This window comes from Pseudogracilibacillus auburnensis (genome assembly GCF_003201975.1).
In the GTDB taxonomy this organism is placed as follows: Bacteria; Bacillota; Bacilli; order Bacillales; family Amphibacillaceae; genus Pseudogracilibacillus; species Pseudogracilibacillus auburnensis.
On record NZ_QJJQ01000003.1, the window covers coordinates 188,033 to 203,708 of the forward strand.

Here is a 15,676-nt window from a genome sequence, read left to right on the forward strand (position 1 = left end):
GATTGTAATGGATATCATTAGAAGCATCCAAAGCTTAACCAAGTGAACTGTTGGAACTATCTTATCGGGGCGAAAGTTGGTTAGTAAATTTAGAAGCAAATCGGCGGCTATCACACTAAATGTTTCGTGATAGCCTTTTTCGTTGTTCTTCCAATGAAAAGTAAATGATTATATGTGAAGTCTTGATACTACATTCTTAATTATTGTATAAAATTGCTGGAAAATGTTACATTAACAGTATTCCATATATTGCGAAAGGGAGTAATGTATATGTTCGAATTAATTGAAAAAACAACGGATAAAGACCATATTCGTTTTCATTTGATCCCTAGTAAAAAATTTAAAACGGTAAATATTGTCGTAAAATGTAAAGCACCATTACATAGAAGTACCATTACAAAAAGAGCCCTTCTACCTTATATTTTACAACAAGGGACAAAAGACTTTCCGTCTGAAAAACAATTAATGTTACAATTAGATGAATTATATGGTGCTACTTTATCGATCGATGGGACGAAAAAAGGGAATAATCATATTATTAGTTTCCGTCTAGAAGTCGCAAATGAAAAATTCATCCATGATGAATCAACAGTGATCGATGAAGGCTTACAACTATTACATAATTTAATCTATGCCCCTTATTTGGAGGAAAATACATTTCCCGAAAAGACAGTAGAGAGAGAAAAAATAACGTTAAAACATAAAATTAACTCTATTTATGACGATAAATTAGCATATGCCAATATGCGTTTAATCGATGAAATGTGTCAAGACGAAATCTTTCACATTCATCCTAATGGTTATGAAGAAGACTTAGAGGCCATTCAAGCAGCCGATATGTACAAATATTATGAACAATTACTTCAAGAAGACAGGATGGATATTTATATACTTGGTGATTTCCATGTAGAAGAAATGGGAGAAAAGATAACAAATATTTTTAAGCGAAAACAATATGTGCAGTCAGATTTGGAGTTGAGTGAAGAGAAGGTTAACCGTAATGAACCAAAAAAAGTAGTTGAGGTTCAAGATATTCAACAAGCAAAACTCCATATTGGTTATCGAACAAATTGTACATATCAAGACGAGGATTATTTTGCCTTACATATATTTAATGGTTTATTTGGCGGCTTTCCAAATGCTAAACTTTTTAAAAATGTTCGTGAAAAGCATAGTTTAGCTTATTATGCGTCATCAAGAATTGAAAGCCATAAAGGATTATTGATCATCTTTAGTGGAATTGAATCAACAAACTATCAACAAGCTAGAGATATTATTGAATTGCAAATGAAGGCAATGAAAGAAGGAGATTTCACTAAATCAGAAATGGAAGAAACAAAAGAACTAATTATTAGTGAAATACAAGAAACATTGGATCATCCTCAAGGGATTATTGAACTGTTATATCAACAAGTAATAGCACAAAAAGAAATCTCCCCTGCACAATTCATAGAAAACATTCAAAAGGTGACGAAAGAAGAGATCGTTAAAGTAGCAAAAAAGATTGACTTAGATACTGTTTACTTATTAACGAATAAAGAAGGCGGTGGTAAAGATGGAAAAAATGACGTATGATTTGATTGAAGAAACGATCTATTCAGAAAAACTTCCGAATGGTTTACAAGTTTATTTATTACCAAAAGAAGAAGTTGCGAAAACGTATGGAATTTTTATGACGAATTATGGCTCCATTGATCGGACATTTATTCCGATCAATGGGAATGAGGAAACGACTGTCCCAGATGGAGTTGCTCATTTTTTAGAGCATAAATTATTTGAAAAAGAAGACCGGGATGTTTTTACAGACTTTTTAAGCCAAGGTGCTTCTCCAAATGCATATACATCGTTTACGAAAACAGCATATTTATTCTCAACGACTAAAATGGCCGAAAAAAACGTCGAAACGTTGCTTGATTTTGTGCAATCTCCATTTTTCTCGGATGAATCGGTCGAAAAAGAAAAAGGAATTATTGCGCAAGAAATCAAAATGTACGATGACCAGCCGGATTGGCAATCATTTATGGGAACAATAAGAAATATGTATGAACACCATCCAGTACATATCGATATTGCGGGAACTGTCTCTTCTATTCAGACGATTACAAAAGAAGATCTCTATACTTGTTATCATACGTTTTACCATCCAGCTAATATGGTGCTGTTTGTTACTGGTAATTTTGATGCCCAATCAATGGTACGGACAATTGAACTAAATCAAGCGAAGAAAAGTTTTCCATCATCTACGGAAGTAAAACGAAAAGCAACAGAAGAGCCGGAAACTGTTGTTGTAAAAGAAAATGTCATTCACTTACCAGTTTCCATTCCAAAAGTAACAATCGGAATAAAGGAATTAACGAAGCAACCACATAATGAGGCATTCTTAAAAGCAGAAATGTTACAAGGCTTATTATTAGATTACTTTTATTCTCCAAGTGGTACATTTTATGAACAACTGTATGAGGAACAATTAATTGATGATAGTTTTGAATACAGTACAACGGTGGAAGAAAGTTTTAACTTTTCCCTCATAAGCAGTAATACACGGGAACCAGAACAGTTTGCAACACGAGTGAAAGAACAATTAGTAAGCACTAAAACGATGAAATTATCGGAAGATGCCTTACAAACGATGAAGAAAAGAAGAATTGGACAAATTTTACGTTCGATGAATTCACTCGAAAGTATCGCAAATCAATTTATTCACTATTATTTTATGGGAATCGACTATTTTACACTTATTTCAGCATTTGAAGCGTTAACTTTAACTGAAGTAAATGATTTTTTAGTGCAATGGATTGATGAAAAACGTTTAACCGTATGTAAAATTGACAAAGAATAACTAGGTGAGATCATGCAAAAAAATGTTTTAATATTAGGGGCAAGTGGGGATATAGGAAGTGCCATTACGAAACAGCTTAGTGCGGAAGGATATTCATTTATTCTGCATTATCATCAAAATCGATCATCTTTGGAACATTTATTGAAAGAACTTGATGAACAAACTATTTTGCAAATTGTTCAAGCTGATCTAACAACAGGTGAAGGTGCTCGGTATTTATGTCATGAAGTTGCTTTTTCAGTTCATGCGATCATTTATGTAAGTGGTACTGCTCATATCGGATTGTTTCAAGATGCAGAAGAAACAGATATGGATAAGATGCTCGCACTCCATGTGAAATCACCTTGGCTCATTATCCAACATTTTTTACCGATGATGATTAAAGAAAGATCTGGTAACATTATCTTTATTACATCGATTTGGGGGAATGTTGGGGCAAGTAATGAAGTGATCTACTCTTCTGTAAAAGGCGCTCAAAATAGTTTTGTAAAAGCATTGGCGAAAGAAGTAGGGCCAAGCGGTATTTCAGTAAATGCAGTTAGTCCTGGCTTTATTGATACAAAAATGAATCAACATTTACACCATTCAGAAAGAGAAAATATTATTTCACATATCCCACTTAATCGTGCTGGAATGGCTATGGACGTAGCGCATGCAGTAAGTTTTTTAATGAGTGATAAATCTACTTATATTCAAGGTGAAATCGTTAATATTAATGGCGGATGGTGAAAACAGTCCCTTATTTTTTAGCAGGTAGTATAGACACTTTTTTGACTCGCATAAGTACATTTATGGCATCGCAATAAATGCTTGGTAAATAAGTAATCCCTTATTTACATAAGCGCAGCATCACTCAGTCACCGCCTTAGCGACTATTTCAGGGAAGGCCGACTAAGAACAGGCTTTGCGCCTAACGTCGGCATACCCCTATGAAGGGGCATGTTTTCTTTAGCGACTGCCAAGTTTTCTAATGCATAATAAATGAACATTCGATAAATACTATCCATAAAAATAAGGAGGTAATTTCATGTCTGTTTTAGATAATTTTTCAACATGGAAAGATTTTTTAGCAAATAAAATTGATCAAGCAAAAGATCATGGAATGAGTAATCAATCGATTACCAATGTTGCACAACATGTAGGTGACTATTTAAGTCGACATGTCGAGCCTGAAAATAAAGAGGAACGAGTATTACAAGAGCTATGGAATGCAGCATCTGAGGAAGAACAACGTGCACTTGCTAGCACGATGATCAAATTAGTGCAAAATAGTAAACAGTAAAAAGTATGGAAGCTATATATTTAGTTATGTAGCTTCTTTTTCATGGTCTAGGAAATGATACGTATAAAATTTATTTGTACTAGTAGCTGTGTCTAGCTTCAATGCACAATGTCTATTGTGGCGAGTAATCGCAAAGCTTTTTCGTTGGGGACGAGCGAAAATGTAGTCCTAGGACATTACACGTTTAGCCTGTAAGACCGCTTCTGCTTTTACTGTTCTTAGAAAATCGATATTTTGCATACGGACAATAGTTGGAAACATTTCATCAATATTATACATTGATTGTATTGCAATTACGTAGGCGATTAGGTAAAATTAGGAGGACGTTATTATAAACTAAAGTTCAGAAGGTTGAACAATTTCTTTATTCTTTTTTAATTCTTTTGAACAGACATTAATAGGTGAAAAGAGGATATTGTAATGGAGAAGACAGAATGGTATTTCGAATATGAGTTACAATATAATCGACCTGGTTTACTCGGTGATATCTCTTCTTTATTAGGTATGTTATCCATCAATATTATAATGATTAATGGCATTGAAAAGTCACGAAGAGGAATGTTACTCCTCTCTCAACATGATGAACATATTGAACGGTTAAAAACAATTTTAGATAAGGTTGATACGATAAAAATAACGAAACTTCGTAAACCTAAATTACGTGATCGGTTAGCTGTTAGACACGGCAAATATATCCATCGCGATACAGAAGATAGAAAAACAGTTCGTTTTGTTCGTGAAGAATTCGGTTTACTCGTTGATTTTATGTCCGAATTGTTTAAAAGTGAGGGACATAAATTAATTGGAGTTAGAGGGATGCCTCGTGTAGGTAAAACGGAATCCATCGTGGCAGGAAGTGTTAGTGCAAATAAGAAATGGTTATTTGTTTCAAGTACTTTGCTAAAACAAACGGTTAGAAACCAATTAATAGAAGGTGAATACGGCGAAGATTATATTTATATTATTGATGGTGTAGTATCTCAACAACGTGCAAGTGAACAACATTGGCAGTTGATTCGAGAGATTATGCAAATACCGGCAACGAAAGTTGTAGAGCATCCCGATATTTTTATTCAAACAACTCAATATACAATTGATGATTTTGACTATATTATTGAAATTCGTCGAGATGAGAATGAAGAAATTACATATGATTCAATTGAGCGACGACTCGGTTCAGACTCAGGTTATTCAATGTTTGAATTTTAAAATGGATGGTGTTTAACAATGGAAATCGGTGAGATCCTTAGAGAAGCAAGAGAAGCAAACAATCTTTCTCTCGATGATATACAAGAAATGACTAAAATCCAAAAAAGGTATTTAGTAGCAATTGAGCAAAATGATTTTCATGCTCTACCCGGAAGATTTTATGCTCGGGCGTTTATGAAAGAATATGCACAAGCAGTAGGCTTAGATGCATCAGAACTTTTATCTGGATTCGATGAAGAAAGTATTCAAACGGAAGAGGAAGAATCGGTACAATATACACGGCTTGAAAGAACGAAAAGACCTCGAACAGCGAAAAGCTCATCTATCTTTTCTTTATTACCATCAGTTATTGTGATTATATTAGTTATTGGTATTTTCTTTGTTGCTTGGACTTTATATCAGAAAACATTAAATGGTAATAACGGCATTATGGAAGAACCTCAAGAAAACGATGAAATTATTCGTAATGTCGATGAAAATGAAGAAGGTGACCAGGCTGATACAAATGATGAAGATAAAGGAACAGACGAAGCTGATGAAGAGGAAGAACAAAAGGACGAAGATGACGCATCAGGCTTTTCCGTCGTTGAAGTAGGAGAAGGAAATTCACCGCTTTCGACACTTGATTTTCATTATACTGGAGAGCAAGTTGAAGTTGCTTTTGAAGTGAGTGAAAGAACGTATATTCAATTTACTGGAGATAGTGGTGCAGTTTTTTATGAAGGTGAGATCGACACTGGAACTGAAACATTTGATGTATCGGCTGAAGAAAAAATTTACTTTAATATAGGGAATACTCCAGGATTAAAAGTAACGATAAATGGTGTTGAATTAGAATACCCAGTAAATGCGAATGAGCGCATACACCAAAAAATGTGGGTAAATTTAATTCAGGACTAATAAAATGATTAGTTGCCCCTCTAATGTCGAGGGGTTTTTTACACTATTAGTGCGTGTTCAAAAAGGGCGATAAAAGAAGACCTGAGAAGTTCCACTGGCTAAAAACGCCACGCTTTTACAGCGAGAACTAAAGTTGCACTTATGTGAGTTAAGAAAGGATTTATCCTTTCTTAACTGCCAACGTAGAAATTCGATGTGTCATTGTTGTTGGACTTTTTGAACATCCTCTAGATACAGACTTTAATGATAGAAAGGTGAATGAACTTGAATATTCCTAATAAAATTACATTATCTCGTATATGTTTAATTCCGATTTTTATTATCATCCTTAGCATCCCATTTGACTGGGGTGAATGGAATATTGGAACGACAACATTACCAATTACTCATTTTGTCGCAGGTATTATTTTTTTCGTTGCCTCACTTACTGATTGGCTAGATGGTTATTATGCAAGAAAATATCATTTAATTACGAATATGGGGAAATTTTTGGACCCACTAGCAGATAAATTACTTGTCTCCGCCGCATTTATTTTATTAGTCCAATTAGAACTTGCTCCAGCATGGATCGTTATTTTAATTATAAGTCGAGAGTTTGCTGTAACAGGACTTAGACTTGTAGCAGCAGGAGAAGGGATTGTGCTAGCTGCAAGTAATATGGGAAAAATAAAAACAGTGTCCCAAATTGGTTCCATCGCTTTGTTATTATTTCATAACTTCCCATTTTCTTATCTCGGTTTTCCAATAGATATCATTGTGTTATATATAGCTCTCGTGTTAACAACATGGTCAGGAGTAGAATATTTCGTTAAAAATTGGCATGTGATGAGGGATTCCAAATGAGTAAAACGATCAATACGGAAATAATTGCCGTCGGTACGGAACTTTTGCTTGGACAAATTGTGAATACAAATGCCCAGTGGATATCTGAACAACTCGCATTAAATGGGATCAATACTTTTTATCACACTGTCGTTGGGGATAATTTGGCTAGGCTTACTGCGGTTTTTGAGCAAGCGCAAGCACGATCCAATGTTATCATTGTCACAGGTGGTCTTGGTCCGACAGAAGATGACTTGTCTAGAGAAGCATTACAACAATTTAGCAATATTCCAATTATAGAAGAAAAACATGCATTACAAAAAATAAAACAATTTTATGACATGCAAGCAAAACCGATGACACCGAATAATAAAAGACAAGCACGTGTATTTAAAGATTCCATCATACTTGAAAATAAAGTCGGTATGGCCCCAGGAAATATCGTCGATTATAAAGGAGTAAAGTGGATTTTTTTACCTGGTGTTCCACGCGAAATGAAGCAAATTTTAACTGATGAAGTCATTCCATATTTGAAAAAAATGAATGGAGAAATGATATTGCAGTCAACTGTTTTACGCTTCATCGGTATCGGCGAATCTGCTTTAGAACATAAGTTACAACATATCATTTCAACCCAACAAAATCCGACAATTGCCCCGCTTGCCCAAAAAGATGGTGTCACGATTCGATTAACGGCAAAGGCAAAAACGGCTCAGCAAGCACAAGCGATGTTACAGCAGACGCAATCAACTATTTTAGCTGAGGTTGGGGAATATTTTTATGGTATAAACAATGAAAGTATTGAAGAAACCGTTTTTACCTTGCTGCAAAAACATCATAAACGTATCGCATCAGCAGAAAGTTTAACAGGGGGATTATTTGCGGATAAACTTGTTTCTTTACACGGTGCATCGACCGTTTTTAAAGGAGCAATCGTCTGCTATGACCCAGCAGTAAAAGAAAATGTATTACATGTACCTGCGGAAATAATAAAGACAAAGGGAACAGTTAGTGAAGAATGTGCTATTGCCCTTGCGAAAAATATTGCTTCTCTGTTACACTCTTCAATCGGAATTAGTTTTACAGGAGTAGCAGGACCTAACGAAATAGAAGAAAAGAGTGTTGGAACAGTATTTATTGGACTGTACGATGAAAATGGGTATGAACATGTCGAAAAATGTCATTTTCACGGGAGTAGGGCGCAAATTCGTTATCGAGCTGTTTTAAAAGGGTATGAACTTTTATTTAACTACTTAAAATGATTTTTCGATTGATTTTTTTCGTCCAAAAAGCTACTTTCACGAAAATATTGCTCGAATAATAGAATGATAGGCTAAAAATAAATAGCAAAATGAAAGAACATGCATTCGCATATCGTTTGAGTAATATGATAAAACAATGTATGATGATAGATAGATTATTATGGGAGGTAAACGTATTGAGTGATAAACAAAAAGCGTTAGATGAGGCGTTAAGAAAAATAGAAAAGCAATTTGGAAAAGGTTCTGTAATGAAATTAGGAGAAGAAGCGGAGCGTAAAATAGATACTATTCCAAGTGGCTCCTTAGCTTTAGACGTTGCTTTAGGAATTGGTGGCTATCCAAAAGGTAGAGTAATTGAAATTTATGGCCCTGAATCATCGGGCAAAACGACTGTCGCTTTACACGCAATTGCCGAGGCACAAAAATTAGGAGGGCAAGCTGCATTTATTGATGCAGAGCATGCACTCGATCCGAATTATGCACGAGCCCTTGGAGTAAATATAGATGAATTATTATTATCGCAACCTGATACAGGAGAGCAAGCACTTGAAATTGCCGAGGCTCTCGTTCGCAGTGGTGCGATTGATGTTATCGTCGTTGACTCTGTTGCGGCACTTGTCCCAAGTGCCGAGATTGAAGGGGAAATGGGAGATGCACACGTCGGTTTACAGGCGCGCCTTATGTCTCAAGCATTAAGAAAACTATCAGGAGCCATTAATAAATCAAAAACAATTGCAATCTTTATTAACCAAATTCGCGAAAAAGTTGGTGTGATGTTTGGGAATCCGGAAACAACACCAGGTGGTCGGGCTCTTAAGTTTTATTCGTCTGTCCGCCTCGAAGTACGTAGGGCGGAAACATTAAAACAAGGAACAGATATGATTGGTAACAAAACGAGAATTAAAGTCGTAAAAAATAAAGTTGCCCCACCGTTTAAACAAGCGATGGTTGATATTATGTATGGAGAAGGAATTTCCAGGGTAGGAGAAATACTAGACATCGGTTCTGAGCTAGATATTGTAGAAAAAAGTGGAGCTTGGTATTCATATAACGGTGAGCGACTTGGCCAAGGTCGAGAAAATGCTAAACAGTTTTTAGTAGAAAATGAAGCGATGGCCGAAGAGATTCATACAGCAATTAGAGATTTTCATCAATTAGATGAAACAGAAGGTAAAGAAGAAAATATGCAAGAAGAAGCTGTACAAGAAGAAGCAGAATTTTAATAAAAAAATTTTATTTGAAAATAGGTTATGATGAGAGTAGAGGAGTTTTTTTCAACATGTATCTACTCTTTTTTTGTACTTTTTAGGAGCGGCGGAATCATTGTAAACTTGCTTTTACTTGATGAAAACATTTGTTTTAAATTTATTTTTTATAAAAATCTATGAAAAATGATATTTTCTAATATTTTTTAAATAAAAGCTTTTCATTGACATTGGTTATTGGTACAATTAAAATTAAGTTGTATAATTTTATAAATTAGTTATACAATTTTATTCACTATTGATATGGTATATGCCGACAATAAAGAATTTTACAATTTCATAGCAATGGGAGGTGAAGAACGTGGACAATCCTATACTCATCTCCATTTTGCTCGCCTTAGTCCTAATCGTCGGTATTGTTGTTGGTTATCTGATTCGTAAATCTATTGCAGAGGCTAAAATCTCAAGTGCGGAGGATTTAGCGAAACAAATAGTTGATGAAGCACGCCGGAATGCAGATGCCGCTAAAAAAGAAGCACTTCTTGAAGCGAAAGAAGAAAGTCATGTATTTCGTCAGCAAGCTGAAGAAGAATTACGTGAACGTCGTTTAGAGATTCAAAAACAAGAAGATCGTTTAATTCAAAAAGAAGAAATTCTAGACAAAAAGAGTGTTACATTTGATAAGCGGGAGCTTTCCTTGGAGAAAAGGGAACAAGCGCTTGCAGAAAAACAACAACAAATTGAAGAAATGGAAAGCAAAGTGGAAGCTATACTAGTAGAGCAGCATACGGAGCTTGAACGCATTTCTGGATATACAACTGACCAAGCAAAACAAATTATTTTAACGCGAGTGGAAAATGAACTGAAACAAGAAACTGCAGTAATGATCAAGGAGGCGGAAAATCGCACGAAAGAAGAAGCGGATAAAAAAGCAAAACATTTATTATCATTAGCTTTACAACGCTGTGCCGCAGATCATGTTGCTGAAACAACTGTATCGGTAATTAATCTACCTAATGATGAAATGAAAGGTCGTATTATCGGTCGAGAAGGTCGTAATATCAGGACGCTTGAAACATTGACCGGAATCGATCTGATTATCGATGATACACCTGAAGCGGTTATATTATCAGGATTTGATCCAGTTAGACGAGAAATCGCTCGACTTGCTTTAGAAAAATTAGTGCAAGATGGACGTATTCATCCGGCACGAATTGAAGAAATGGTCGATAAAGCAAGACGTGAAGTGGATGAACATATACGCGAAATTGGAGAAGAAACGACATTCGAAGTCGGTGTGCATGGATTGCACCCTGATTTAATCAAAATATTAGGTCGCTTAAAATATCGTACTAGCTATGGTCAAAATGTGTTGAAGCATTCGATGGAAGTCGCTTATCTAACTGGACTACTTGCAGCCGAGTTAGGTGAAGACGAAGTGCTAGCTAGAAGAGCAGGTTTACTCCATGATATTGGAAAAGCAATTGACCATGAAGTGGAAGGAAGTCACGTTGAGATTGGCAAGGAACTTGCAATCAAGTATAAAGAACATCCTGTCGTTATTAATGCAATTGCATCACACCATGGGGATGAAGAAGCAACTTCCGTCATTGCAGTTCTAGTCGCCGCGGCTGACGCATTATCAGCAGCAAGACCAGGAGCAAGAAGTGAGACGCTTGAAAACTATATTAAGCGTTTGGAGAAGTTGGAAGAAATTTCAGATTCATTTAATGGTGTTGAAAAGTCTTATGCAATACAGGCAGGACGTGAAGTACGCATCATGGTAAAGCCAGATGAAATTGATGATTCAGAGGCAACACATATTGCCAGAAACATTCGTAAGCGTATAGAAGGAGAACTTGAATACCCAGGTCATATTAAAGTGACAGTAATTAGGGAAACAAGAGCAGTAGAATACGCGAAGTAATCAAGCAACATTTGGTTTTACACGTAAAAAGCAGAACGCAAAACTAGCATAGATAAATATCTATGTAACAGTTTTAAATGAATATAAGTTTTCCTTAAAAAAAAGCGGTGGAAATACCGCTTTTTTTTGATAAATAAAGATAATTTCTCTACACTATTTAGTAAAATGGAAAAGAATGTTATACTACATAGAAGGATGATTTAATCATGAAAATATTATTTATTGGTGATATTGTCGGTTCACCTGGTAGAAATATGGTTTCTGACTATTTGCCAAAGTTAAAAGAAAAATTTAAGCCGCAAATTACGATTGTAAACGGAGAAAATGCGGCTGCTGGAAAAGGAATAACAGAAAAGATTTATAAAGAATTTTTAAACCTTGATGTGCAAGCAGTGACGATGGGGAACCATACATGGAATAAAAAAGAGATCATTGATTTTATTGATGATGCAGCTTACTTAGTGAGACCTGCAAACTTTCCTGAAAATAATCCTGGAAAAGGGATCATTTTCGTCAAGGTGAATAATATAGAAGTAGCAATTATTAATTTACAAGGGAGAACTTTTTTAGACCAACATGATGATCCGTTTCGTAAAGCAGATGAATTAATTACACAAGCAAAAAAACGAACGAATATTATTTTTATCGACTTCCATGCGGAAGCCACGAGTGAAAAACAAGCTTTTGCTTGGTATGTAGATGGTCGGGTGAGCGCTGTTGTTGGGACACATACCCACACACAAACAGCAGATGAAAGAATATTAACGAATGGAACTGCATATATAACAGATGTAGGGATGACTGGCCCGTATGATGGTATTTTAGGTGTTGAAAAAGAGGCTGTTATCAAACGTTTTTTAACGAATATGCCTGTGCGCTTTGAAGTTGATGCAAAAGGAAGAAATCAATTAAATGGCTGTATCATAACAATCGATAAAACGACTGGAAAATCGACAAATATCGAGCGAATTTTAATTAACGATGATCATCCTTTTTTCGGATAAAATAAATACATGCGATTAAAACAGGATCATTGGCTTGTCTATCATGTGTTTGTAAAGGTTGAATAGTTGTAATTTATGGTAATTCGTGCATAATTAAGTAATAAGGTATCATTTCTTAGAATATAGTAGCAATAAATCTATATTAGTTAATGGAGGAGGTACTAAGTAATGGACGTTTTAAAAGTTTCAGCAAAGTCAAATCCGAACTCAGTAGCAGGAGCATTAGCAAATGTATTAAGGGAAAATGGTACAGCAGAACTTCAAGCAATTGGTGCAGGAGCGTTAAATCAAGCAATTAAGGCAGTGGCAATCGCTAGGGGCTTTGTCGCACCAAGCGGAGTAGATTTAATTTGTGTTCCCGCCTTTACAGACATTTTAATTGATAGTGAAGAAAGAACAGCGATAAAGTTAATTGTAGAGCCGCGCTGAAATATGAAAATGTAAGTTTAATTGATATGTAATAAGAAAAAACTACCTTTTTCATTTTGAAAAGGTAGTTTTTTATGCATTATAGATGAATGAATAAACTATTAATGAGGAGATAGTTACAACATTCTAACAATTATGAGGAAAAAAGAAGAGAAAGTTTCCCATTGTTTTTAATTTGTGTACAATTATTAGGGTGGGAATGGTTAGCAGCTTTTCAGCAAAAAAGCGGTTGCCATACATGAAGGCACCCGCTGGAATAGCAAATAGTTTTCGATGGGACTCCCAGTCTCACCGTCCGAAGACCCCGTAGACTGGTTTTCTTCCGAGGCAGGTTAAGTACGCGACGTCCTGGGACTGTGCTTACTCGTCGCAATAAACATTGTGCGTCGGAGGGCTGAGGCCGTGCCCGCGAAAAGCGATAATTCCCAAAAAGTTATTGAATCGGTAAATAAGCCAACAAGGAGAGAGTGGCCCCCGTAAATACTTGACAGACTCCATCAAATGTCATTCATTGTGAAATAACGATAAAGATTATATACTAATTAAATGAATATGTTTATATGCTTAAACGATTTAAGAAGGAAGGAGTTTCTTTATGAATGAAAAACAGCGTAAAGAACAAGCGCAAATAAAACAGGTCTCATCCGTGGACAGAAAATCCAGTCAGGACAAACCTTTATCCGAAAAAACAACAGAAGATTTTGCTCATTATTTTCAAACAACCTATACACCACCAGATATAAAAAAAGCACGAAAACGTGGTCGTGATAAAATTGAAGTACATTATGATTTTGAAATCCCCGAAGAAATGAGCAAAATTGGGAAGGGAAAAAAGTTCCTTATTCGCACTTACGGCTGCCAAATGAACGAGCATGATACAGAAGTAATGGCGGGGATTTTATCGGAAATGGGATATGAAAGTACGCTAGATACAGATGATGCTGATATTATTTTATTAAATACGTGTGCGATTAGGGAAAATGCTGAAAACAAAGTGTTTGGCGAACTTGGACATTTAAAACCATTAAAACTAGAAAAACCAGATTTGATTATTGGTGTGTGTGGCTGTATGTCCCAACAAGAATCCGTTGTAAACCGGATCATGCAAAAACATCAGCAAGTTGATTTAATTTTTGGTACACATAATATCCACCGCCTACCAGATTTAATTAAAGAGGCAATGTTTAGTAAAGTCCAAGTCGTTGAAGTATGGTCAAAAGAAGGAGATATTATTGAAAACCTCCCTAAAGTTCGACATGGTCAAATTAAAGCATGGGTAAACATTATGTATGGCTGTGATAAATTTTGTACGTATTGTATCGTTCCTATGACACGCGGAAAAGAGCGGAGTAGAAGACCGGAAGATATTATTAGAGAAGTTCGTCATCTAGCTGCACAAGGATATCAAGAAGTTACGTTACTCGGTCAAAATGTCAACGCATACGGAAAGGATTTTGATGATATCGAATATCGATTTGCTGATTTAATGAACGATATGCATAAGATCGATATTCCACGTGTCAGATTTACGACATCCCATCCACGTGATTTCGATGACCATTTAATTGAAGTCCTAGCTAAAGGCGGAAATCTCCTTGATCATATCCATTTACCAGTACAATCTGGAAGTAGTGAAATTTTACGAAAAATGAATCGAAAGTATACGCGTGAATCTTATTTGGAATTAGTGGCCAAAATTAAAAAAGCAATACCGAACGTTACATTAACAACCGATATAATCGTTGGTTTTCCAAATGAAACAGACGAACAGTTTGAAGAAACAATGACATTGATGGAAGAGGTCGGTTTTGAAGCTGCTTATACTTTTATTTATTCACCTCGAGAAGGGACACCAGCAGCAGTTAAAAAAGATGATGTGCCGATGGAAGTGAAAAAAGAACGTCTATACAGATTAAATGATCTCGTGAATAAACAATCGGCAGAGTCAATGGATGCGTATGAAGGAAAAGTTGTCAAAGTACTTGTTGAAGGGGAAAGTAAAAAAGACGAAACAGTTCTAGCAGGTTATACAGAAAAAAATAAAGTGGTCAATTTTAAAGGGCCAAAATCGATTATTGGAAAAATAGTTGATGTAAAAATTACTGATACAAAAACATGGTCATTAAACGGAGAATTAGTAGAAAAGACAGCCGAGGTGAGCAATTGATGAAACAATATACACGTCAAGAAGTAATAACAGAAGCAAAGTCATTAGCGTCGATGATTGCTAATACGGAAGAAATCGAGCGCTTCAAAGAAGTAGAGGCAAAAATTAACGAAAATGAGAAAGTACAGCGATTAATTAAACGAATTAAAACATTACAAAAATCTGCTGTTAATTTACAAGCTTATGAGAAAACGGAAGCATTAAAAAAAGTGGAAACAGAAATTGAAACTATTCAAACAGAGTTAGATAATATTCCGGTCGTACAAGAATTTAAAGAAATTCAAGTGGTTGTAAATGATGTATTGCAGTTAGTTTCAGGAACGATCGCTCGTGAAGTAACCAATCATGTTATAAAAGATACAGATGGGGACCTGTTATCAGGAGAAACAGGATCAAAAGCAAAAAATAAAACATCATGTGGTCAATAAAACACTTGAGGAAATGAAAAATGGCTAAACTTTGGTTGTGCTTTTTGAAAGAATAAAAAGTTTTGTTAAATGCTGCTAAAGCGTCCAGAACACACGTAGACTCCTATAGGATACATGGGCAGAGTGGGACCCGAAGAGAACGATAGTTCAAAAGTTCATGGGTCACCTACGTAAATGAACTGTATTCTGGACGCGGTTTTTT

General features: G+C 35.5%; 14 protein-coding genes. All 14 read left to right on the top strand.

The window, feature by feature from the left end; translation table 11 throughout:
* Positions 1-270: 270 nt before the first annotated feature.
* The 14 genes from yfmF (at position 271) to DFR56_RS05910 (ending at position 15,474) form a co-directional block, all read left to right on the top strand.
* The gene (gene yfmF / locus DFR56_RS05845; RefSeq protein WP_110394504.1) at positions 271-1,575 is read left to right on the top strand and encodes an EF-P 5-aminopentanol modification-associated protein YfmF; all 1,305 of its coding nucleotides are present in this window, start codon (positions 271-273) and stop codon (positions 1,573-1,575) included.
* The gene (yfmH, locus tag DFR56_RS05850) at positions 1,556-2,839 is read left to right on the top strand and encodes an EF-P 5-aminopentanol modification-associated protein YfmH (RefSeq protein ID WP_110394505.1); all 1,284 of its coding nucleotides are present in this window, start codon (positions 1,556-1,558) and stop codon (positions 2,837-2,839) included. The genes yfmF and yfmH overlap by 20 nt, the downstream gene beginning before the upstream one ends.
* 12 nt (positions 2,840-2,851) lie before the next feature.
* Entirely contained in the window at positions 2,852-3,568 is a 717-nt protein-coding gene (gene ymfI, locus DFR56_RS05855) for an elongation factor P 5-aminopentanone reductase (protein WP_110394506.1), read from the top strand.
* A gap of 298 nt (positions 3,569-3,866) precedes the next feature.
* Positions 3,867-4,121 (top strand): DUF3243 domain-containing protein, encoded by a 255-nt coding sequence (locus DFR56_RS05860; protein WP_110394507.1) that lies wholly within the window; start codon positions 3,867-3,869, stop codon positions 4,119-4,121.
* Between the two features lie 420 nt (positions 4,122-4,541).
* A complete protein-coding gene (locus tag DFR56_RS05865) occupies positions 4,542-5,330 on the top strand; it encodes a YmfK family protein (protein ID WP_110394508.1) in 789 nt (262 codons plus the stop codon).
* 18 nt (positions 5,331-5,348) lie between these two features.
* Positions 5,349-6,230: a helix-turn-helix domain-containing protein gene (locus DFR56_RS05870; RefSeq protein ID WP_110394509.1), complete on the top strand. Its 882-nt coding sequence runs from the start codon at positions 5,349-5,351 to the stop codon at positions 6,228-6,230.
* Between the two features lie 264 nt (positions 6,231-6,494).
* Positions 6,495-7,073: a CDP-diacylglycerol--glycerol-3-phosphate 3-phosphatidyltransferase gene (gene pgsA, locus DFR56_RS05875; protein WP_110394510.1), complete on the top strand. Its 579-nt coding sequence runs from the start codon at positions 6,495-6,497 to the stop codon at positions 7,071-7,073.
* Positions 7,070-8,314 carry a competence/damage-inducible protein A gene (locus DFR56_RS05880; RefSeq protein ID WP_110394511.1) on the top strand — a complete coding sequence of 415 codons (1,245 nt, stop codon included), beginning with the start codon at positions 7,070-7,072 and terminating at the stop codon, positions 8,312-8,314. The genes pgsA and DFR56_RS05880 overlap by 4 nt, the downstream gene beginning before the upstream one ends.
* Positions 8,315-8,490: 176 nt before the next feature.
* A complete protein-coding gene (recA, locus tag DFR56_RS05885; protein WP_110394512.1) occupies positions 8,491-9,537 on the top strand; it encodes a recombinase RecA in 1,047 nt (348 codons plus the stop codon).
* 343 nt (positions 9,538-9,880) lie between these two features.
* A complete protein-coding gene (rny, locus tag DFR56_RS05890; RefSeq protein ID WP_110394513.1) occupies positions 9,881-11,446 on the top strand; it encodes a ribonuclease Y in 1,566 nt (521 codons plus the stop codon).
* Between the two features lie 206 nt (positions 11,447-11,652).
* On the top strand, positions 11,653-12,450 hold the full coding sequence (locus DFR56_RS05895) for a TIGR00282 family metallophosphoesterase (protein WP_110394514.1): 798 nt from the start codon (positions 11,653-11,655) through the stop codon (positions 12,448-12,450).
* A 168-nt stretch (positions 12,451-12,618) separates the two neighbouring features.
* Positions 12,619-12,879, top strand: a complete 261-nt coding sequence (locus DFR56_RS05900; RefSeq protein ID WP_110394515.1) for a stage V sporulation protein S — start codon at positions 12,619-12,621, stop codon at positions 12,877-12,879.
* 595 nt (positions 12,880-13,474) lie between these two features.
* Entirely contained in the window at positions 13,475-15,046 is a 1,572-nt protein-coding gene (miaB, locus tag DFR56_RS05905) for a tRNA (N6-isopentenyl adenosine(37)-C2)-methylthiotransferase MiaB (RefSeq protein WP_110394516.1), read from the top strand.
* Positions 15,046-15,474 carry a YlbF/YmcA family competence regulator gene (locus DFR56_RS05910; protein WP_110394517.1) on the top strand — a complete coding sequence of 143 codons (429 nt, stop codon included), beginning with the start codon at positions 15,046-15,048 and terminating at the stop codon, positions 15,472-15,474. Before miaB ends, DFR56_RS05910 begins: the two co-directional genes overlap by 1 nt.
* The last annotated feature ends 202 nt before the right edge of the window (positions 15,475-15,676 follow it).